This window comes from Levilactobacillus namurensis, from assembly GCF_032197885.1.
Lineage (GTDB): Bacteria > Bacillota > Bacilli > Lactobacillales > Lactobacillaceae > Levilactobacillus > Levilactobacillus namurensis_A.
Genome location: NZ_CP134159.1, coordinates 1,064,453 through 1,084,020 on the forward strand (window position 1 = coordinate 1,064,453; position 19,568 = coordinate 1,084,020).

The window sequence follows — 19,568 nt, forward strand, 5'->3', positions numbered from 1 at the left end:
AAAGAAAATGGGTGAAGAACATGGCGATTGAAGCTGCCATTTTAGAACAAATCAAACACTATCAAACAATTATTATTCACCGACACCAGCATCCAGACCCAGATTGTATTGGGGCGCAGTTGGGACTACGGACCATCTTACGGGCTAGTTTTCCCGACAAGACGGTCAAGGCCGTGGGTAAACATTACCCGGGTTTTGATTGGCTGGGGCAAGCCGACACGGACGTGACCGACGCGGATTACCGTGAAGCCTTAGTCATCGTGGTCGACACGGCCAACCAACCTCGGGTGGACGATGACCGGTGGCAAACGGGGAAGGCCGTGGTTAAGATCGACCACCACCCCAACGACGATGCCTTTGGGGACCTGCAGTGGGTCCGTGACCAGGCCTCTAGCACGTCAGAACTGCTATATGACTTTTATGCGGCCAACGCTGATGAATTAACGTTACCGGTCGAGGCTGCGCGGTTATTCTATGCCGGCATCGTGGGCGATACGGGTCGCTTTATGTACCCAGCTACCTCGGCGCACACCTTAGAAGTGGCCGGTAAGTTGATGACCACTGGGTTTTCAGCCAGCGATGTCAATCAGGCCGAAGACGAGATTTCACCTGCCATGGCCCGGTTGTCCGCGTACGTCTACCAGCACCTAACGATTCTGCCTAGTGGAGCAGCCTACTTGAAGTTGAGTGATGCTGATCTGGAACCCTTTGAGTTAGGGGAGACCGATTCGACATCGGCGGTCGTGCCTTTGCCGGGGAAGATCACCACGGTCAAGGCCTGGGCCTTCTTCGTTGAAGCTAAGGACCACACGTACCGGATTCGCCTACGCTCCAAGGGACCGTCCATTAACGGTTTGGCTAAGGCGCACGGCGGTGGCGGGCATGCGTTGGCCAGCGGTGCGACCGCACACGACCAAGCAGAGATTGACCAAGTCGTTCAGGAATTAGACGCCTTGGTTGCACAAGATAAAGGAGAATAGAATGACCGCAGATTTTACACAGTTTCACCTCCAAGACTACCTGATGAAGGCCTTGGATAAGATTGGGTTTCAACACCCTACGGCCGTCCAAGAAAAGCTGATCCCCATCATTGCTTCTGGCAAAGACGTGGTGGGTCAGTCCCAGACGGGGAGCGGTAAGACGCACACGTTCCTCTTACCCATCTTTAACCAACTGACCAGTGATGACCAAGTCCAGGCGGTAATCACCACGCCTAGCCGGGAGTTGGCCTATCAGATCCATTCGGCAGCGGAACAACTGGCCGCGGAAGCACCCTTTGAGATTCGTATTGGGAACTATGTCGGGGGAACGGATAAGAAACGGCAAATCACCAAGCTGGCCCATAACCAGCCCCAATTGGTGATTGGGACGCCTGGTCGGGTCATGGACTTGATTCAATCGGACGCATTGAACGTGCACACCACGCGACAATTCGTGGTGGATGAAGCCGATATGACGCTGGATCTAGGGTTCTTGGACCAGATTGACAAGATTGCTAGTCGGATGCCGCAGCACCTACAAATGATGGTCTTTTCCGCAACGATTCCACAAAAGCTGAACCCGTTCTTGCGCAAATACCTGAACCATCCCGTGATCGAAGAGATTCCCGCATCAGCGATTATCAGTGATACCATCGATAATTGGTTGATTTCAACCAAGGGTCAGGACCGTAACCGGCTGATCTACCAACTGATCACGATGGGGGAACCCTACCTGGTCTTGATCTTCGCGAACACCAAGACGCGAGTCGAAGAATTGCACCATTACCTGCAATCCCAAGGGTTAAAGGTCGCCATGATTCATGGGGGCATCAAGCCGCGGGAGCGGAAGCGGGTCATGCGTGAAGTGAAGAACTTGCAGTTCCAATACGTCGTGGCAACGGACTTGGCGGCGCGAGGAATTGATATCGAAGGCGTTTCCCACGTCATCAACGATGATATTCCGGAAGACCTAGAGTTCTTTATTCACCGGGTTGGCCGGACGGGACGTCAGGGGATGCCGGGGACGGCCATCACGCTGTACTCGCCCGGAGAAGAAAAGTTGGTCTCCGAGATTGAAGCCTTGGGTATCCACTTCCAACCTAAGCGAATTCGCGATGGTGAGATCGTTGATTCTTACGACCGGAACCGCCGGACCAAGCGACGGAAGTCCACGCAACACTTGGATCCCACGTTGATTGGGATGGTCAAAAAGAAGAAAAAGAAGATTAAGCCAGGGTACAAGCACCAGATCAAGCAGGCCATTCACGCGAAGAAGGACCAAGAACGGCGAATCGAGCAGCGAGCCGCGGCTCGTGCCGAACGGAAACGGCGGAAGCGTAATTCGGACCGTTACCAATAAACAATGATTGACAAGCATTCTGGGGCCACCTATAATTTCAAGTGGACAATTAAATATCAACAGAGGATATGCCGCTAACCGCCGATTTTCAGAAACGTTTTGGGTGCTGTGAAAAACGATTCGGCCGCTAGTTGGCGCTCCCTCGATTTATCGCGACTCGGCGTTATGAGTTCAAGAGGTTAACGATCAAACATCGTTGCAAGTAAAGTGGTACCGCGTTTCGGCGTCTTTACGGGCAACGGTGTTTTTTATCTTTTTTTGGAGGTTTTAAGAGATGAAAGAGCTAAGCAGTAGTCAGATTCGACAGATGTACCTCGACTTTTTTAAGAGCAAAGGGCACACCATCGAACCAAGTGCGTCACTAGTCCCTAAGGATGATCCATCGTTACTGTGGATCAACTCTGGGGTTGCGACCATGAAGAAGTACTTTAGTGGGCAAGTCGTTCCGGAGAACCCACGGTTGACCAGTTCCCAGAAGAGTATCCGGACCAACGATATTGAAAACGTTGGTCGGACGGCGCGGCACCATACGCTGTTTGAAATGCTGGGGAACTTCTCAGTGGGGGATTACTTTAAGAAAGAAGCCATTACTTGGGCGTGGGAACTCCTAACGTCCCCAGACTGGTTCGGTTGGGATCCGGACAAGTTGTACATGACGGTCTACCCTAAGGATACCGATGCCCAGGAATTCTGGGAAAAGGCCGGTGTGGCCCCAGATCACATTATTCCCGTCGAGGATAACTTCTGGGACATTGGTGAAGGGCCTTCGGGTCCCGATTCCGAAATCTTCTACGACCGGGGAGAAAGCTTCAACAACCTCGCAGAAGATGATCCCGAGAACTACCCGGGTGGTGAGAATGAACGGTACCTGGAGGTTTGGAACATTGTGTTCTCACAATTTAACCATGAACCTGACGGCAGCTACAAGCCACTTCCCCGGAAGAACATTGATACGGGGATGGGCTTAGAACGGGTCGTTTCGATCTTCCAGAACGCCAAGACGAACTTCGAGACCGACCTCTTCTTGCCGATTATTCACAAGACGGAAGCGCTCAGCGCGGGGAAGAAGTACGGCGCCGATGCGGAGGACGACATCTCCTTTAAGGTGATTGCGGACCACGCGCGGGCCATTACCTTTGCCATTGGCGACGGTGCTTTGCCTGGCAACGAAGGCCGAGGCTACGTTATCCGGCGGTTGATCCGGCGGGCCGTTGTTAACGGCCAGAAGTTAGGGATTCAGGGCGCCTTCTTGGACCAATTAGTCCCAATCGTAGGCGAAATCATGCAGTCCTATTACCCAGAAGTCTTACAACAAAAGGACTACATTGCCAAGGTCGTTCGGTCAGAAGAAGACCGGTTCGGTGAGACTTTGAATGGTGGGTTGGACCTGTTGAACGGCCTGATTGCGGACCTGAAGCAAAACGGGGGCCAAGAGATTGCTGGGGCGGACGCCTTCAAGCTTTACGATACCTATGGGTTTCCGGTTGAATTAACGCAGGAATATGCGATCGACCAGGGCATCTCTGTCGACCAAGCTGGGTTCAAGGCTGAGATGCAAAAGCAAAAGGACCGTGCCCGGAATGCTCGAGGCAAGCAAAAGGCCATGGGCTTACAACACGACTTGTTGATCAACGTGAAGACGCCAAGCGAGTATGTCGGCTATACCCAATTAGAGACCCAAAGTACGTTGACGGAACTGGTCGTTGATGATCAGTTGGCGGATGAAGCCGTTAGCGGGACGGCCGAGGCGATGTTTGATACCACGCCATTCTACGCTGAAATGGGTGGTCAAGTGGCCGATAAAGGGGACATCTACGACCTAGACGGCCACGTAGTCGCCCACGTTACGGACGTTCAACACGCCCCTAACGGACAGAACCTGCACACCTTAGACGTGGTGGCACCTTTGAAGAAGGGCACCAAGTATGCCCTGAAGGTTGACCAAGTCTTCCACAGCAAGGTGGAAAAGAACCATACGGCGACCCACTTGCTGGATAAGGCCTTGCGGAACGTCTTCGGGGAACACACCCAGCAAGCTGGTTCCTTGGTTGAAGGGGACTACTTGCGGTTTGACTTCACCCACTTCGGTCAAGTTGACCCTGCGGACTTAGCTAAGGCTGAGGCCATCGTGAACCAGCAGATCTTCGCGGAGCTTCCGGTCACGACGGTGGTTACCGATATCGAGAGTGCCAAGAAGATGGGTGCGATTGCCCTGTTCAGCGAGAAGTACGGGAAGACTGTCCGGGTCGTGAGCGCCGGTGATTTCGTAACCGAGTTCTGTGGTGGGAACCACGTTAAGAACACCAACGAAATCGGGTTGTTCAAGATTACCTCGGAATCCGGGGTCGGTGCGGGTGTCCGGCGGATTGAAGCCGTGACCTCCGGCGCCGCTTACAAGTACTTGAACGACCACGACAACGTCTTGCGGTCAGTCGCAAACGACTTGAAGGTCACGCAACTCAGTGACGTGGCGGGTAAGGTCCAAGCCTTACAAGCCCAAGTTAAGGAATTGCAACAAAAGCAAGCCACGTTGGAAGGCAAGTTGGCCGGCGAACAAGCTGGTGCGGTCTTCGAAAAGGTCGTCCAAGCGGGTCAGTATCGTTTGATCAGCGGGACCGTCCAGGTTTCGAAGATGGACCAACTGCGGGCTTTAGCCGATACTTGGCGTGAAAAGGCCTTATCTGACGTCTTGGTCTTGGGAGCAGAAGTCAACGGCAAGGCAAACTTGCTGGTAGCCGTCAGTGCCGATAAGCAAAAGCAGGTCAAGGCGGGCGACTTGATCAAAGCCATTGCACCGAAGATCAACGGTGGTGGTGGCGGTCGGCCAAACCTGGCTCAGGCCGGGGGGAAGAACCCAGCAGGGTTGCCGGATGCCATGGCCGCCGCAGCGGATTGGTTGACGACCCAAGCTTAGTGACCGCAAGGGTCCAACACAAGTTGTCAAGAACTGAAGAACCTGGGACGAAGATGGTCTCAGGTTCTTTTGCTTGTTGTGGGAGTATCCTGGCCATTTTCCCCAGCGTTATCGTCTCGAATCAACCGGTCAGGTGGTATCATAGAACTGGGGAAATTAAACGGTATTTCAAGACCGATGCTGAGTATTGGGCGATGGCAAGTTGTTGTATTACGAAAACATTACATCGGGGGTCGGTCGTTGTAGTTTGCTAGTCAATCGAGTAAAATTGACACTAAGTGAGGAAGTGCGGGGGTGTTATATAGTGAGTTCATTAGACAAAACGATGTATTTTGACTTTGGTGCCAACCAACCAAAGGACGTGCACGATACGCTGGTGACGGTCTATCAGGCACTAGAAGAAAAGGGATATAACCCAATTAATCAGATTGTCGGGTACCTACTATCAGGCGATCCTGCGTACATCCCGCGAATCAATGATGCGCGGAATTTAATTCGCAAGCACGAGCGTGACGAGATCATTGAAGAACTCGTACGTTTCTATCTGAATCAGAATGGACCGGTGAAACCTTCATGAAGTTAATGGGATTAGACGTTGGCTCACGGACCGTTGGGGTCGCCATCAGCGATGCCCTAGGTTGGACGGCTCAGGGGGTAGAGATTATCCCCATTGATGAAGACGCAGAAGTATTTGGGTTAGACCGGGTGGCTGAATTAGTCACTGAGCATGAGGTCGGCGGGTTTGTGGTCGGTCTCCCCAAGAACATGAACAATACGTTGGGCCCGCGGGTCGCAGCTTCTCAGCGCTACGGCCAAATGTTGACGGATCGCTTCCATTTACCTGTGGACTTTGAAGATGAACGGTTGACAACGGTTGAGGCGGAGCGTATGTTAGTGGAACAAGCTGACACGTCACGGCGGAAACGCAAGCGGGTCATTGATAAATTAGCAGCTGGGTTAATCCTGCAGAACTATTTAGATCGGCACGGTAAGTTAACCCGAGAAAAGTGAGGTTTCCCATGAACGAAGACCAAGAACAAATTACGTTAGTAGACGAAAATGGTAACGAAGAATTATACGATGTGTTATTTACGTTTGAATCCGACGATTTTGGTAAGTCCTACATTTTGATTTACCCTTCTGGTAAGCGTGATGATGAAGAAGTTGACATCCAAGCTTATGCTTTACCAGCCGATGATGATCCAGCTAACCCATCCGGGGGCGATTTACAATTAATCGAGTCCGATGAAGAATGGGACATGATCGAATCTGTTTTGAACACGTTCTTATCAGACGGAACGGTTGATCCGAACGCGGGCAAGCAAAAGTAAGTGACACCAAAGGGGCGGATTTCCGCCCTTTTTGTTTGCCGTCAGGTTCGGTCGGCTGGCTACTGCTGATGGCGGATTAATGGTAAAATAAGACGTTGTGGAAAACAGGAGGAATAACCAAATGGCAGAACAAACACACCGGTTTAAAGCAAAAATTGCGGGGAAGACGTACACAATTGTGGGTAAGGCAACGGACGCCCACATGCGGGCGGTCACCCAGGTGTTAAATGAACAGTATGATCAATTAAAGAATCAGTTACCAGCTAGTGTGACGAAAGAGGACGCCGCGGTTTTAATGGCGTTCAACGCGATTTCGGATCAACTGAAGTTACAAGCACAGCTAGACGCACGGGCGACTTCGACGGATTCGACTGATGAGCCGGCCACGCCTTCCGCCACGGATTCAGCTAACTCGGAAACGGGGGATTAGGGTGGTTCTTAGCTTGGGCATTCTCCTGGTCCTCTGGTTAGGATTTCACCGGGGATATCGGCGAGGACTGGTCCTACAAGTCCTGTTGTCGTTAGGGTACCTAGTGGTGTGGTTGGTGGCCCGAGTCGGCGCTCGGCCGTTAGCCAGTGGACTGGGGCAGTTTGTGGGGAGTCTTCCCCTCAACGCGACCGTCAGTCCCGTAGCCGTGAGTCAGAGCAGCAGTTTCTTTTTGAACGGGCTCGCGTTCTCAGCAATTCTGACCGTGGGCTATTTTGTGATTCGTCGGTTAGCCTATGGATTGAACCGAGTGACTTGGTTACCAGTCATTCACCAGGTAAATTCCTTAGCGGGTGGCTTTATTAATTTGGCCATTCGGTACGTCTTAATTTTTCTAATTTTAAATTTATTGATCTTGTTACCCAGTACCAGCTTTCAGCACAGTTACCAAGCGTCTCCCGTGGCGCAGTGGATTGTGAAACAGACGCCGCTGTTGTCTAAGCGGGTCCTCCACTGGTGGCTGGTTGAGCATTAAGGATGCGAGAGAGGAGTCAAAATGAATCAAAAAACGCTTAATATTATGGAATATGACCGCATCAAGCAGGCTATTCGCGGTTATCTAGTCTCTGCAGCGGGTCAGCATGAACTGGCTAAGCTGCACCCCACGGCGGACCGTGAGCGCCTACAACGGTGGTTAGATGAGACCCAAGATGGGGCTGACATCTACCGACTAGAAAGCGGCATCCCGTTACCTAAACTAGATGATATTCGCCCGCACCTGAAACGGTTGGCGCTGGAGGCGGTCCTGAACGGTTTGGAGTTGGCCCAGATCAGCCGGGTTCTCTGGACCACTAGTTCCGTGGTTCGCTTCTTCGATCAACTTGCGGATAAAGAAGTCACGTTACGCCAGCTTAATGATGAAGTGCATGAGCTGGTCACGATTCCGGACGTCACGCGGCGGCTGCGGACCTCGCTGGAGGGCGATGGGCACCTGACCGATGACGCGTCGCCAGAGTTGCGGCAGATTCGCCAACACATTACGCAAACGGCGGCCGCTATTCGGCAGACCATGGATCAGTACACACGGGGCAAGGATGCCAAGTACCTTAGTGAGACGATCGTGACGATTCGGGACGACCGGTACGTTTTACCGGTGCGCTCGGAGTATAAGCAGCACTTTGGCGGTATCGTCCATGACCAAAGTGCCAGTGGTCAGACGCTGTTTATCGAACCGCAGGCAGTGGTGGGGTTAAATAACCAGTTGCGGCAGAATCAAATGGCGGAACGTCACGAAGAACAACGCATCTTAGCGGAGTTAACGGCGCTACTGGATCCATACCAACATGAGATCTTGCGAAACGCACAGATCTTGGGTCACCTAGACTTTGTGAATGCTAAGGCGAAGTACGCCCACCAGATGAAGGCCACGGAGCCGCAGCTATCAGCGGATGACCAGATTAACTTGCGGCAGGCTCGCCATCCATTGATCGACCCTAAAAAGGTGGTCGCCAACGATATCACGATGGGGCAAGACTACAAGACCATCGTGGTCACGGGGCCGAACACGGGTGGGAAGACCATCACGTTAAAGACTTTGGCGCTTCTACAATTGATGGGACAATCCGGCTTGTTTATTCCCGCTAATGAGCACAGTACGATTGGTGTCTTTGACGACATCTTCGCGGATATTGGGGATGAACAATCCATTGAGCAGAGCTTGAGTACGTTCTCCGGTCATATGGAGAACATCGTTAGCATCCTGGCCCACGCCGATGAACATAGTCTAGTGGTCATTGATGAACTAGGAGCCGGAACGGATCCACAAGAAGGGGCCGCGTTAGCGATTGCCATCTTAGATGACCTGGGAACCCTCGGTAGTTACGTGATGGTTTCGACCCACTACCCAGAGCTAAAAGCGTACGGGTACAATCGGCCGGAAACCATTAATGCTAGTATGGAGTTTGACGTCCAGACGTTGCAGCCAACGTACCGGTTACTGATCGGGATTCCTGGACGTAGTAACGCCTTTGACATTGCGGCGCGGCTGGGGATGCCGGAACAAGTAGTTGCGGCGGCCCGGAGCTTAACGGACCAGGATAGCCAAGATTTAAACGCCATGATTGCGGACCTGACGGAACAGAAGCGTCGGGCGGATGCGGATGCAGATAGCTTGCAGACGCAACTCCAAGAAGCGACGGAACTCCACCAAGACTTACAAAAACGCTTTGACCAGTATCAGCATCAGAAAGACCAATTGATGCTGGATGCTAAGCGTGAGGCCAATCGTTTAGTGGATGAGTCACGTAAACGGGCTAACCAGATTATTGCGGATATTCGCAAGAAACAGTTAGCAGCTGGTCAGAGTGTGGTCAAGGAAGACGAATTAATTGCTGCCCAAGGAGCCTTGAACGCCTTACAACAGGACACTGGGTTGAAGAAAAACCGGGTTCTGCGACGGGAAAAGGCCAAGCACGCCTTTAAGAAAGGTGATAACGTCTTGGTCAAGTCTTACGGGCAACAGGGTGTCTTGATGCAACAGTTGGACGATGACCATTGGGAGGTTCAACTGGGCATCTTGAAGATGAAGATTGCGACCAGTGACCTTGAAAAGGGGGCCGACCCGGCCAAGTCCCGCAAGCAGCCTAAGGCAACGGTTCAGCGTACGGGGTCAAGCGGGATGTCACCCACTCTGGATCTCCGAGGCCACCGTTACGAAGAAGCCATGGCCGAAGTGGACCGCTACATTGATTCGGCGTTGTTAGCCGGCTACCCGTCCGTCACGATTATTCACGGAAAAGGGACTGGTGCGTTACGCCAGGGTGTCACGAATTATCTGAAAGGCAACAAGCGCATTAAGAGCTTTGGCTTCTCACCAGCCAATGCGGGTGGTGACGGGTCAACGATTGTACGCTTCAAGTAAGTGACAACTCAATTGTGAGCAATCTAGTTGTTTTTTCAGCGCAGTCTGGTAGACTAATTGGTGAACGGAATTTTGTCTCATGAAGTTAACTTGGGAATTTGAAAGGGAGGCAGCAAAATGGTTACGGAAACCACTGATAAGACATTCGAACAGGACACAGCTACGGGTGTGACCTTAACTGACTTTTGGGCAACTTGGTGTGGTCCTTGCCGGATGCAATCACCAGTTGTTGAACAACTGTCTGAAGAAATGGGTGATCAGGTGACGTTCAACAAGATGGACGTCGATGCCAACCCGAACACGCCACAGAACTTCGGTATCATGAGTATTCCAACGCTCCTGGTTAAGAAGGATGGCGAAGTGGTCGACTCCATCGTGGGGTACCACTCTAAGGACCAATTAAAGAAGATTTTGGACCAATACGTGGAAGCGTAAGGGTCGATAATAAAAGGGTTCAGGACGGATGCGTCCTGAACCCTTTTATGGTCTGATGGAGAAGTGATTATTCAGTTGCGTCTGGGTCAGAATCCGGTGCGTCTGGTTCCCCGAGAATGGTCAACGGTGTTGGAGCGTCGTAATCGGGAATCACGTCGTCTGGATCCGTGTAGACGTCGAAAGTGACGGCTTGGTTCCGTAACTTGCGGGGACTATCGACTAGTTCGGCTTCCGTTGCAATTCCGAGTTGTTGGGCCATCATTTCAGCTAAGAAGCCAGCCTCTAACGTAAAGTCAGGGGTGGTGGTCAGTTGTTTACGCAGTGCGACGGGTTCCCCGCTAAGTTGCCACCGGGTCATCTGGCCACTTTGTTTGATCAACGCCAAGGTGCCGAAGCCAGCTTGACGGAAGAACGTGGCGGCGTCTTTGGGATTGGCTAAGGGAAACTTACGCGCTAGGGATTTACCTGCCCAATACCCAATGGCCCCCTTGTCGTCTCCGAGTAATTCAGGTAAGAGGGCGTCTCGAAATAGTAGTTGTGGCAAGTAGGGCGCGCCCGCCGCGTCGCTCATGACGGTTTGGTATAAGTTCTTCACGATAGTAAGCTCCTTTAATAGATTTCAATCGGTTGTTACCTCAGTATTATTATAACCCATAAAGGGCGTTACACGGCGCTCGTCATGAATTTAACAGATTCTTAGGGGGAATTGCGGGTGGTGAACCCGTAAACTTGAAACCGGTTCATAAATGGGTGATAATATAGATTCAAGCAAAAAACGAAGGAGCGTAGCCTCATGAAAAATCATCCAATTGGGTTAATGGATTCAGGGGTTGGCGGTTTAACGGTTCTCAAGGAAATTCAGCGGTTGTTGCCAACCGAGGAAACAATTTATTTAGGGGACCAAGGTCGGTTGCCCTATGGTCCCCGGTCGGCGGCGGAAGTTTTGCAGTTCACCCGCCAAATTGAAGCTTTTCTTGAGCAACAGGCCCAAATTAAATTGATGGTCATTGCTTGTAACACAGCCACTGCGGCGGCATTGAAGCCGTTGCAAGCGGAGGTCGGCATTCCCATCGTGGGGGTCATTGCCCCGGGAGCGCAAGCGGCTGTTCGAACGACCCGAAATCACCGAATTGGCGTCATCGCTACGGCAGGGACGGTCAAAAGCGACCAGTACCACCAAGAAATTGTGGCGCAAGATTCTCAAAACACGGTGATCAGCTTAGCCTGTCCGGAATTCGTAACGCTGGTCGAAGCCAATGACCTGACCTCAGCGCACGCGCAACAAGTGGTGGCCCAGAAATTGGCGCCCTTAGTGGCGCAGAACCTGGACACCCTGATTCTGGGCTGCACCCATTTTCCGCTTTTACGGCCGTTGATTCAGTCCGTGATGGGGCCGCAAGTCACCTTGGTTGATCCGGGGACGGCTACGGCCCAGCGGGTGGCCACCCTGTTGGCGGATAAGGGATTGGCTAATGATCGCGGACGGGTACATCCGGCTGGTCAGTATTACACCACGGCGGCAGTGAATCACTTCGATTTCTTAGCGAATCAGTGGTTGGTCCAGGCACCCGTCCATGCCCAGACAGTGGCGGTCGCTACGCTGGAAAAGCTGGCACCGCAAATAACGGAGGTCGATTAAATGAAAGATGAAACGATTGTAATTGCCACGACGAACGCCGGGAAGGCCCGTGAATTCCGCGCCATTTTTGAGCCTAAGGGCTTAACGGTCAAGACCTTGGCGGACTTTACCGCGTTACCGGCCATTCAAGAAACCGGGCAGACATTCACTGAAAATGCCAAACTGAAGGCGACAACGGTTGTCCAGGCGACGCGGTTACCCGTCTTGGCGGACGACTCGGGTTTGATGGTCGATGCCTTAAATGGTGAGCCGGGTATCTACTCCGCACGGTATGCGGGTGATCACGATGATGCCAAGAATAAGGCGAAGCTGCTTAAGAAATTACAGGGGGTTCCCGCTCCTAAGCGGACTGCGAGCTTCCATACGTCGCTGGTGCTGGTCAAACCGAACGGTCACGAATTAGTCACGACCGGTGAGATCAAAGGTGAAATTCTGACGGCGGAACGGGGGACAGACGGTTTCGGTTACGATCCTTTATTCTACGTTCCAGCCGAGGGACAGACCTTTGCGGAGATGCCATTAGCGCGGAAGAACCAGATCAGTCACCGCGCCCGGGCGACCGCAGCGATGTTAGCAGAGTTTGACGAATGGTGGGAGGCATAACACATGGCACGTTGGTTGATTGTGAGCGATAATCATGGCGATGCGGATATTTTACCGGAACTGACGAAACGGTTACGGCCGGATGTGACGTTCCATTGCGGCGATTCGGAAATGAAGTTGCAGGATGCGTGGTTCCAAAAACCACAGACCTACGCGGTCCGCGGAAATATGGATATTGATGAAACTTTTCCGCTGGTGCAGACGCCAACGGTCAATGGGTGCCGGGTCTTATTGACCCATGGGCACCGAGATGCGATTCATTGGGACCTGACGAAGCTTAAGCTACACGCTGAGGCGGTACAGGCCCAAGCCGTTTTCTTTGGGCACACCCATGAATTGGCGGTGGAAGAATTGGATGGCCGGCTGTTTTTGAATCCGGGGAGTATTAGTCAGCCTAGAGGCGAATTTCGGTCGTTGGGCGGGACTTGTGCGCTGGTGACGGTGACACCGGAAGCTTGGCACGTGCAGTATTACACCCGAGATTGCCGTCCCGTGACCCGCTTGCAATTTACGTTTGAGCGCCCCAGAAAGGATGAGTAGTCGATGATTGATGCTGCGGTCGAGCAGCTTCTCCGCCAAGACCCTAAGAGCTATGTAATCCCCGCGGAGGTCGTGGCCAACGTGACGGCGACCAATACGCTGGAGCACGCGTTAATGGTGCTCTCAAAGGTTGGGTACACGCGAATTCCGGTCCTCGCTCCAGATGACCACCTCCAAGGCCTCTTAGCGTTATCCGATGTGACCGACAATCTGTTACGGGTTCCAGGAGCCGCTGTGGAGAATCTGAATCAAGTCCTGGTGAGTGATGTGATGCGGCCGGTGACCCATTGGGTGGATGATCCCACGAAGTTAGAGAAGATTTTGAATCTTTTAGTGGACGAACCCTTTTTGCCGCTGGTGGATGACCAGATGATTTTCCAGGGAATTATTACGCGTCGCGAGATTCTTAAGCGCGTAAATTACTTAGCACATAATTTAAATCGCCAATACACGGTTACCCCCAAGATGATCGATACGCCGGCGAACTAATAAAGAACCTTCCCAAAGACTATGTTGTCCAGGGAAGGTTCTTTGGATTTAGGCGTTCGATGACGTGGTTACGGTGTGGGTGGGGAGAGTGATCCCCGCCTGTCGAATCGCCCGTAGGTAAGCCGTCAGAAACGTTGCTTGGAGGTTGAACTGCGCACCGTTTTTTGTGAGCAGAACCACCTGGTAGACCAACTCCCCGGAAGGTAGCGTCACGACCCCGGTGAGTAGGGGCTCGTCGATGATGTGGGGATGTTGGGGAACGAGTTGCGCGTTGACTTTCTCGATAATGGGCGTTAGCCGTTCGACGGGAGTGGTTGCGGCAATCGGAATGTTGACTAAGGCCCGCATATTATTACGCGAACGGTTCGCGATGATGGTGATATTGCGATTGGGAATGTAGTTGACGGTCCCGTCAACGCTAGTGACTTGGGTGGTCCGTAAGCCTAAAGCGGTGACGGTCCCCTCAATCGTACCGATCTTCACGGCATCACCGACGTCGAATTGTTGTTCGATGAGGATGGAGATTCCGGTGACCAAGTCACTCACAAAGCCTTGGGCCCCGAGTCCTAGTGCCAGACTGAAGATTCCGGCCCCAGCGACTAACGTGCCTACCGGAACGCCCAGCGTTGACAGCAACGCGTAGATCCAGAAGAACAGGACCGTGTAGTGGAAGAGGTTCAGGGTCAGCATGCTGATGGTCTGCAGCCGATTACTGGTCTGATCGCGCTTCGCGAGGTAGCGTTTAAAGCTACGACTGAGAATGGCTTTTCCGATCAGGTTGATCAAGAAGAACAACACCGTTAGGGCAATCAAGTTCAAAAAGCGGGTCGTGATCAGGTGGAAAAAGGATTCCCAGTTAAAAGAACGGACATAGTTTTGAAACCACTTGGACGTTGTGGCCGTCGTGGTGACTAATAGTTGCGGCGTCAAGAGACGAGCCTCCTTTGAAGTAAAATAAACTGAAGATTAGCGCAATCAATAGCGTTAAATTCGCAGAACTTCTCCTAGTTTAGCAGATTTTAAGGACGGCGCCCACCGCTACCGGGAAAATCTTGGGACGGGCGGGGTTTTAATTGCGCGGGACCGGTGAGAATGCTATTCTAGTGGTAAGTAACCGAATACAAGGAGGGGTTGTCATGACCGGTGGACAAGTAGCGGGCCTCATTGCAGCAATTGCTGTGCTGATTTTAGTGCTCTTCATTGGCATGTTCTTAATGAAGTTGAATAAAACGTTGGGTGAGTTGAATCGCTCAATGAAGACGATGACGAATGATGTGGATACCATTAGTCATCAGGCGGAGAACATCATGGCGAACGCCAATGAATTGCTCGAAGACGTTAACCAGAAGGTCGCTACGATTGACCCAGTCTTTCAGGCAGCGGCGGACTTGGGTGAAAGTGTCTCCGATCTGAATTCAGCGACCCGTAAGTTAACTGATCGCGTGAGTGATACGGCAAAGCAAACGGCGAAGACTTCGTTGGCCGCACGGGTCGGGAAGACCGCGTTCGACCTTTATCGCAACCATAGTCGGAAACAGAACACACAAGATTAAGTCATAGAAGGGAAGTCAGCATCATGGCAAAACACAAATTATTAGCAGGTTTAGTATTAGGTGGCGCAGCGTTTGCGGCGTACCACGCTTTAGATTTGGAACAACGGGAAGCCTTGAAGGACACTGTTCGGGATAAGGGCAACGCCTTAAAGGACCGGGCAGTGGATTATGCCTTTTACGCCGCTGACGCCTTAGATGACTTTAAAGAAGGCTTAAACGACCGTCAGGCAGCGAAGACGGATGACGTCTCAACTGATGAGCCGGTCACCGATGATGCGCCGGATGATGATATCGTCTTGAGCAGTGACGATGTGGCTGAGCTCCATAAGACTGTTGAACAGCATGCCTCAGCGGATGATGACGATACCAATCAAGCCGATTTAACTGACTCAACTGATTCAACCACGTCGACGACGGACCAAGCTGAATAACTAGACCAGTGTTGGTAGCGCGTCTCGCAGAAGTAGCATCTTCTGCGAGACGTTTTTTGATTCGGTAGCCATTCAAAAAGGACTTGAGACCGCGGTCTCAAGTCCTTTTACGTTGACGTGGGTAGTTAGCCGACGTAGGTTAATTCTTTAGATGTGTGCGTGAATGGCAAAGAACCGTCCTCCGTGACGTGGACGCAGTCTTCAATCCGTACGCCAGCGACACCGGGGATGTAGATTCCTGGTTCAATGGAGAAGCACATGCCTGGCTCCAAGACCAAGTCGTTCCCGGCCATGATGGATGGGAATTCATGATCGCTCATCCCCATACCGTGACCCAGACGGTGAATGAAGTATTCGCCGTAACCGGCCTTGGTAATGATGTCCCGGGCAATTTTGTCCAATTCAGCGGCAGTCATACCGGGCTTAACCGCTGCTTGAGCGGTCAATTGGGCTTCTAGACAGACGGCGTAGATTTCCTTTTCTTTAGCCGTAGGGGTTCCTAGAGCCACCGTCCGGGACGCATCACTGATGTAGCCGTCGTAGACCGTTCCTAGGTCGAACAGCACCAGTTCGTTGTTAGCGAACTTGGTATCGTTAGTCGCGCCGTGAGGTTCAGCGGCGTGGGCCCCGGCTTGAACTAAGCTTCCAAAAGACATTTCCATAATGCCTTCTTGCATCAGCGCGTACTGTAACTCGGCAACGGCGGATTGCTCCGTCTTGCCCGCCTTTACGGCAGCAAAACCGTGTTCAAACGCAAAGTCGTCCCATTTCCCAGCAATTTCCAATTTTTTGATTTCAGCGGGAGTTTTGATGAGCCGCATGTGGTCAATAAAACTGGTGATGTCGAGGTCGAATTGGGGATTGGTGAACTGGGCCGCGAGGGCTTCCATCCGGGCAACGGGTAACTGCCCCTTTTCCAAAGCGATGCGGCCGGGGTTCACGTGACGTTGCTTGACCTGGTCGCCAATCATGGCCCAAGGGTCTTCGTGGTCCAGGTACCCAATGACCGGGAATTGCCAACCGGTGGACTTGATGACTTCCACTTCTAAGGCTGGTGCGAAGATAAATGGATCTTGGTCGGGAAAGATGACCAACGCGAGCACCCGTTCAATCGGGTCGCTTCCAAAGCCAGTCAGGTATTGAATGGTTTTAGGGTTGCTCAGATAGGTGAGATCTGCGTGGTGTTCCGCCGTCCATTGTTGAATCTGTTCGAGTTTTGACATAAAATCACCCCTTCAAATGATAGACATATTATAGCATAGTCGGACTCAAGGCTTGAAAAATCCTTGGAAATAGGGTATTCTTTGATGTGAAAGCGCTTTCACACTTGCGCATGAAACACAGGTTCTGTATACTAGTTCAGGTCGCATGAAAACGAATGAAAACAACTTAAATCACTGAAGAAAGGGCTATCGCAAATGGAAAAACAAACAGTAACAATTTACGATGTGGCGCGCGAAGCGGCGGTCTCAATGGCTACCGTTTCACGGGTGGTTAACGGGAATCCTAACGTTAAGCCAGCAACGCGTAAGAAGGTACTTGAGGTCATTGACCGCTTAGACTACCGGCCAAATGCCGTTGCACGGGGCTTGGCTAGCAAGAAGACCACGACGGTGGGGGTTATTATTCCCGACGTCACCAACGAATACTTCGCTTCGTTGGCACGGGGGATTGATGATATTGCCATGATGTACAAGTACAACATCATCTTGACGAACTCCGATGAGAACGGAGGAAAAGAAGTCCAGGTCTTGAACACCTTGATGGCTAAGCAAGTCGATGGCATCATTTTCATGGGGAACCAAGTGACGCCAGAATTACGTGACGAATTCAAGCGCTCAAAGGCGCCAATCGTTTTGGCGGGTTCCGTGGATGCCGAAAAGTCTCAGCCTAGCGTCAACATCGATTATGTTGCTGCGGTTGCGGAAGCTGTTAAGAACTTGATCGATCACGGAAATCAAAAGATCGCCTTTGTTTCGGGACCGATGGATGAAGCCATTAACCACGATTACCGGTTAAAGGGTTACAAGAAGGCCTTGAAGGATGCGGGCTTATCCTATGATGATAAGCTGATCTTTGAGACGGATTACACTTATAAGGCCGGCCAAGCCTTAGAACCAGCCTTAATGGCTGCCGGTGCGACGGCGGCCTTCGTGGGTGATGATGAGTTGGCCGCTGGGGTGATGAACGGCTTGACGGACGCTAACGTGGACGTTCCTGGTGAATTTGAAGTGATTACCAGTAACGACACTAAGTTAACGGAATTAGTTCGGCCTAAGATGAGTTCCATCACCCAGCCGTTGTATGATATTGGTGCCGTGGCGATGCGGCTACTGACTAAATTAATGAATAATGAAGCGGTTGATGAAAATACCGTCATTCTGCCTTACGGGTTGATGAAACGGAGCTCAACTAAGTAGTCTTTTCAATTTCATGAAAATTGGAAGACGCCTGAAAGCCGAGACGATTGTCTCGGCTTTTTTGCTGAATTTAAGCGCGCCTTAATCTTTTCGGGGAACGTGTGTGCTACAATGGTAGAAACTTAAAGTAGGGATGGAGGTGGCTTTTGGTGAGTGCCAATAGTCGAATGGAACGTTATCATTCAACGCGAGAAGCGCCAACGCCTCAGCCACAAGCGTCACAGCCTTATCGCCGCCGGCCTGCCTTAGCGCGGTGGGTCGCACTACTGATTGCTTTACTCACGTTAACAGTGGGACTTAAGCTGACCGTCTTTAATGCTTCTTATACGGCGGGAGTGGTGTCCCGGTCTAGTACGGGTGAGAAGGTCATGAATCGTGTGAATAACGGCTTGACGGATCTAGGAATTAGCGGGGATCCCGTGTCCGCCACGTTGATTCAGCCGTATCTGGCTCAAGGAATTGCCCAGTTGTACGGTCAGTCAACGACGACCGTCGATGATACGGCGTTAGCGAATGCGATTCAGAGCCAAGCCAGTAGTGTGGGCGTTACCGCTAGTACAACGTTGACGCGAAAGCTAACGCAACGGGTCCAGAAACTGGCGACCCAAGCGTTTACCACTTCTGCGATGCAGACGGCGGCGACCCGAATTCAGTGGGCGATGCGGCTGAATTGGCTGGTCATGATTGCCGTGGTGCTGTTGAGTATCGTGACCGTCATTTACGCGGCGGGGGTCCACCATTTCTTAGCCAGTCTGGGCCCGGGACTAGCGCTTGGGGGCGGCTTGACCATGGTCTTGAGTGGTCTGGGCTGGTTCGTGGGGCTTCCTATGGTGACGGCGGCATTTTCGGGGCCTGTCGCGAGTCTTTGCACTGCGGTGGCGCAGAGTGGCCTAGGCGTGATTCTTTTTGCGGGAGCCGCTGAGGTGGTTTTAGGATTCCTGGTATTATTGGGACACCGGACCTTTCGGCGCTCGTAAGGGCTAATTGAATACGATTTAAACAAAACAGGTTTCCCAGTGTGCTGCGTTGGGAAGCCTGTTTTTTAGACTAGATTGGTTTTAGAGGGGGACGCTTTGTGGTGGCCTGATAAAGGTTAACGTCGTTTAGGATGTCGCGCAACGTGATTTTGGCCATCTGCGCTTCAGCAGCGGCTTGAATCTCACGGTAATAGTGATCTAACGTCTGGGGCATTGCCACCCCAACTGGACACTTTTGCGAAGTGTGTTGGTCGACGTTTAGCAAGAGCGGTGTTCCGGGGAGGGTGTGGTAGATGTCCTGCAATGTAATATCGGCGGGGTCACGGGCAAGTGCTAGCTGGGTCGGTCCGTGAGTGGGCGCGAGTAAGTTGTTTTTTTTGAGAGTCGCCATGATCTTACGAATCAGACTAGGGGAGGTTTCGAGACTACTGGCGATTTCTGGGCTGGTCATTTTTTGTCCTTGAAAATAGGCGATGTAGGTCAAAACGTGGATGGTGTCGCTGAACTGAGTATTGGCCATGGTAACACATCCTTTCACTTTAATTGTAT

Annotated in this window: 22 protein-coding genes; 18 read left to right on the top strand and 4 right to left on the bottom strand. The window is 52.0% G+C overall.

Annotation, left to right across the window (positions count from 1 at the left end; translation table 11 throughout):
• The first annotated feature begins 20 nt into the window (after nt 1–20).
• From RIN67_RS05000 to trxA, 10 genes are all read left to right on the top strand, one after another.
• Nucleotides 21–980, top strand: coding sequence for a DHH family phosphoesterase (locus RIN67_RS05000; RefSeq protein WP_107739331.1), 960 nt, complete (start codon nt 21–23; stop codon nt 978–980).
• Between the two features lies 1 nt (nt 981).
• Nucleotides 982–2,340 (top strand): DEAD/DEAH box helicase, encoded by a 1,359-nt coding sequence (locus RIN67_RS05005; protein ID WP_264999907.1) that lies wholly within the window; start codon nt 982–984, stop codon nt 2,338–2,340.
• 274 nt (nt 2,341–2,614) lie between these two features.
• Nucleotides 2,615–5,254, top strand: coding sequence for an alanine--tRNA ligase (gene alaS / locus RIN67_RS05010; protein WP_264999908.1), 2,640 nt, complete (start codon nt 2,615–2,617; stop codon nt 5,252–5,254).
• 304 nt (nt 5,255–5,558) lie between these two features.
• Nucleotides 5,559–5,831, top strand: coding sequence for an IreB family regulatory phosphoprotein (locus tag RIN67_RS05015; RefSeq protein WP_024746979.1), 273 nt, complete (start codon nt 5,559–5,561; stop codon nt 5,829–5,831).
• A complete protein-coding gene (gene ruvX, locus RIN67_RS05020; RefSeq protein WP_024746980.1) occupies nt 5,828–6,265 on the top strand; it encodes a Holliday junction resolvase RuvX in 438 nt (145 codons plus the stop codon). The genes RIN67_RS05015 and ruvX overlap by 4 nt, the downstream gene beginning before the upstream one ends.
• Before the next feature lie 8 nt (nt 6,266–6,273).
• Complete coding sequence (locus tag RIN67_RS05025) at nt 6,274–6,585, top strand: DUF1292 domain-containing protein (protein WP_024746981.1); 312 nt, start codon at nt 6,274–6,276, stop codon at nt 6,583–6,585.
• 121 nt (nt 6,586–6,706) lie between these two features.
• Nucleotides 6,707–7,015 carry a cell division protein ZapA gene (locus RIN67_RS05030; RefSeq protein WP_264999910.1) on the top strand — a complete coding sequence of 103 codons (309 nt, stop codon included), beginning with the start codon at nt 6,707–6,709 and terminating at the stop codon, nt 7,013–7,015.
• A gap of 1 nt (nt 7,016) precedes the next feature.
• Nucleotides 7,017–7,547, top strand: coding sequence for a CvpA family protein (locus tag RIN67_RS05035; RefSeq protein WP_024746983.1), 531 nt, complete (start codon nt 7,017–7,019; stop codon nt 7,545–7,547).
• A 21-nt stretch (nt 7,548–7,568) separates the two neighbouring features.
• The gene (locus tag RIN67_RS05040; protein ID WP_264999911.1) at nt 7,569–9,932 is read left to right on the top strand and encodes an endonuclease MutS2; all 2,364 of its coding nucleotides are present in this window, start codon (nt 7,569–7,571) and stop codon (nt 9,930–9,932) included.
• A 117-nt stretch (nt 9,933–10,049) separates the two neighbouring features.
• The gene (gene trxA / locus RIN67_RS05045; protein WP_024746985.1) at nt 10,050–10,367 is read left to right on the top strand and encodes a thioredoxin; all 318 of its coding nucleotides are present in this window, start codon (nt 10,050–10,052) and stop codon (nt 10,365–10,367) included.
• A gap of 67 nt (nt 10,368–10,434) precedes the next feature.
• On the opposite strand, the gene RIN67_RS05050 is transcribed toward trxA, so the two are convergent.
• On the bottom strand, nt 10,435–10,962 hold the full coding sequence (locus RIN67_RS05050) for a YslB family protein (protein WP_264999912.1): 528 nt from the start codon (nt 10,960–10,962) through the stop codon (nt 10,435–10,437).
• 198 nt (nt 10,963–11,160) lie between these two features.
• Here RIN67_RS05050 and murI point away from each other — a divergent pair, with 198 nt between their 5' ends.
• From murI to cbpB, 4 genes are read left to right on the top strand one after another with little or no spacing between them, the layout of a single operon-like run.
• Nucleotides 11,161–12,006: a glutamate racemase gene (gene murI / locus RIN67_RS05055; protein WP_313825993.1), complete on the top strand. Its 846-nt coding sequence runs from the start codon at nt 11,161–11,163 to the stop codon at nt 12,004–12,006.
• Nucleotides 12,007–12,609 (top strand): XTP/dITP diphosphatase, encoded by a 603-nt coding sequence (locus RIN67_RS05060; protein WP_264999914.1) that lies wholly within the window; start codon nt 12,007–12,009, stop codon nt 12,607–12,609.
• A 3-nt stretch (nt 12,610–12,612) separates the two neighbouring features.
• Entirely contained in the window at nt 12,613–13,149 is a 537-nt protein-coding gene (locus RIN67_RS05065; RefSeq protein WP_313825992.1) for a metallophosphoesterase family protein, read from the top strand.
• Nucleotides 13,150–13,152: 3 nt separating this feature from the next.
• Nucleotides 13,153–13,638: a cyclic-di-AMP-binding protein CbpB gene (gene cbpB / locus RIN67_RS05070; RefSeq protein WP_264999916.1), complete on the top strand. Its 486-nt coding sequence runs from the start codon at nt 13,153–13,155 to the stop codon at nt 13,636–13,638.
• A 48-nt stretch (nt 13,639–13,686) separates the two neighbouring features.
• Here the strand turns inward: cbpB and RIN67_RS05075 are convergent, their stop codons facing one another.
• Complete coding sequence (locus RIN67_RS05075) at nt 13,687–14,568, bottom strand: mechanosensitive ion channel family protein (RefSeq protein WP_264999917.1); 882 nt, start codon at nt 14,566–14,568, stop codon at nt 13,687–13,689.
• Between the two features lie 206 nt (nt 14,569–14,774).
• On the opposite strand from RIN67_RS05075, the gene RIN67_RS05080 reads away from it, so the two are divergent.
• On the top strand, nt 14,775–15,191 hold the full coding sequence (locus RIN67_RS05080; protein WP_024746992.1) for a DUF948 domain-containing protein: 417 nt from the start codon (nt 14,775–14,777) through the stop codon (nt 15,189–15,191).
• Between the two features lie 23 nt (nt 15,192–15,214).
• Nucleotides 15,215–15,622 (top strand): hypothetical protein, encoded by a 408-nt coding sequence (locus RIN67_RS05085; protein ID WP_264999918.1) that lies wholly within the window; start codon nt 15,215–15,217, stop codon nt 15,620–15,622.
• A 125-nt stretch (nt 15,623–15,747) separates the two neighbouring features.
• Here the strand turns inward: RIN67_RS05085 and RIN67_RS05090 are convergent, their stop codons facing one another.
• A complete protein-coding gene (locus RIN67_RS05090) occupies nt 15,748–16,845 on the bottom strand; it encodes a M24 family metallopeptidase (RefSeq protein WP_264999919.1) in 1,098 nt (365 codons plus the stop codon).
• Between the two features lie 195 nt (nt 16,846–17,040).
• On the opposite strand from RIN67_RS05090, the gene ccpA reads away from it, so the two are divergent.
• Both ccpA and RIN67_RS05100 read left to right on the top strand, forming a co-directional pair.
• Complete coding sequence (gene ccpA, locus RIN67_RS05095; protein ID WP_024746995.1) at nt 17,041–18,042, top strand: catabolite control protein A; 1,002 nt, start codon at nt 17,041–17,043, stop codon at nt 18,040–18,042.
• A gap of 149 nt (nt 18,043–18,191) precedes the next feature.
• Nucleotides 18,192–19,019, top strand: a complete 828-nt coding sequence (locus RIN67_RS05100) for a hypothetical protein (RefSeq protein WP_264999920.1) — start codon at nt 18,192–18,194, stop codon at nt 19,017–19,019.
• 70 nt (nt 19,020–19,089) lie between these two features.
• Here the strand turns inward: RIN67_RS05100 and RIN67_RS05105 are convergent, their stop codons facing one another.
• Nucleotides 19,090–19,539, bottom strand: a complete 450-nt coding sequence (locus tag RIN67_RS05105) for an Rrf2 family transcriptional regulator (protein WP_264999921.1) — start codon at nt 19,537–19,539, stop codon at nt 19,090–19,092.
• Nucleotides 19,540–19,568 lie beyond the last annotated feature (29 nt).

Bases quoted from the DNA above. Each gene is read 5' to 3' on its own strand.
- RIN67_RS05000 (WP_107739331.1), top strand. From the start codon at position 21: ATGGCGATTGAAGCTGCCATTTTAGAACAAATCAAACACTATCAAACA.
- RIN67_RS05005 (WP_264999907.1), top strand. From the start codon at position 982: ATGACCGCAGATTTTACACAGTTTCACCTCCAAGACTACCTGATGAAG.
- alaS (WP_264999908.1), top strand. From the start codon at position 2,615: ATGAAAGAGCTAAGCAGTAGTCAGATTCGACAGATGTACCTCGACTTT.
- ruvX (WP_024746980.1), top strand. From the start codon at position 5,828: ATGAAGTTAATGGGATTAGACGTTGGCTCACGGACCGTTGGGGTCGCC.
- RIN67_RS05025 (WP_024746981.1), top strand. From the start codon at position 6,274: ATGAACGAAGACCAAGAACAAATTACGTTAGTAGACGAAAATGGTAAC.
- RIN67_RS05030 (WP_264999910.1), top strand. From the start codon at position 6,707: ATGGCAGAACAAACACACCGGTTTAAAGCAAAAATTGCGGGGAAGACG.
- RIN67_RS05040 (WP_264999911.1), top strand. From the start codon at position 7,569: ATGAATCAAAAAACGCTTAATATTATGGAATATGACCGCATCAAGCAG.
- trxA (WP_024746985.1), top strand. From the start codon at position 10,050: ATGGTTACGGAAACCACTGATAAGACATTCGAACAGGACACAGCTACG.
- murI (WP_313825993.1), top strand. From the start codon at position 11,161: ATGAAAAATCATCCAATTGGGTTAATGGATTCAGGGGTTGGCGGTTTA.
- RIN67_RS05060 (WP_264999914.1), top strand. From the start codon at position 12,007: ATGAAAGATGAAACGATTGTAATTGCCACGACGAACGCCGGGAAGGCC.
- RIN67_RS05065 (WP_313825992.1), top strand. From the start codon at position 12,613: ATGGCACGTTGGTTGATTGTGAGCGATAATCATGGCGATGCGGATATT.
- cbpB (WP_264999916.1), top strand. From the start codon at position 13,153: ATGATTGATGCTGCGGTCGAGCAGCTTCTCCGCCAAGACCCTAAGAGC.
- RIN67_RS05080 (WP_024746992.1), top strand. From the start codon at position 14,775: ATGACCGGTGGACAAGTAGCGGGCCTCATTGCAGCAATTGCTGTGCTG.
- RIN67_RS05085 (WP_264999918.1), top strand. From the start codon at position 15,215: ATGGCAAAACACAAATTATTAGCAGGTTTAGTATTAGGTGGCGCAGCG.
- RIN67_RS05090 (WP_264999919.1), bottom strand. From the start codon at position 16,845: ATGTCAAAACTCGAACAGATTCAACAATGGACGGCGGAACACCACGCA.
- ccpA (WP_024746995.1), top strand. From the start codon at position 17,041: ATGGAAAAACAAACAGTAACAATTTACGATGTGGCGCGCGAAGCGGCG.
- RIN67_RS05105 (WP_264999921.1), bottom strand. From the start codon at position 19,539: ATGGCCAATACTCAGTTCAGCGACACCATCCACGTTTTGACCTACATC.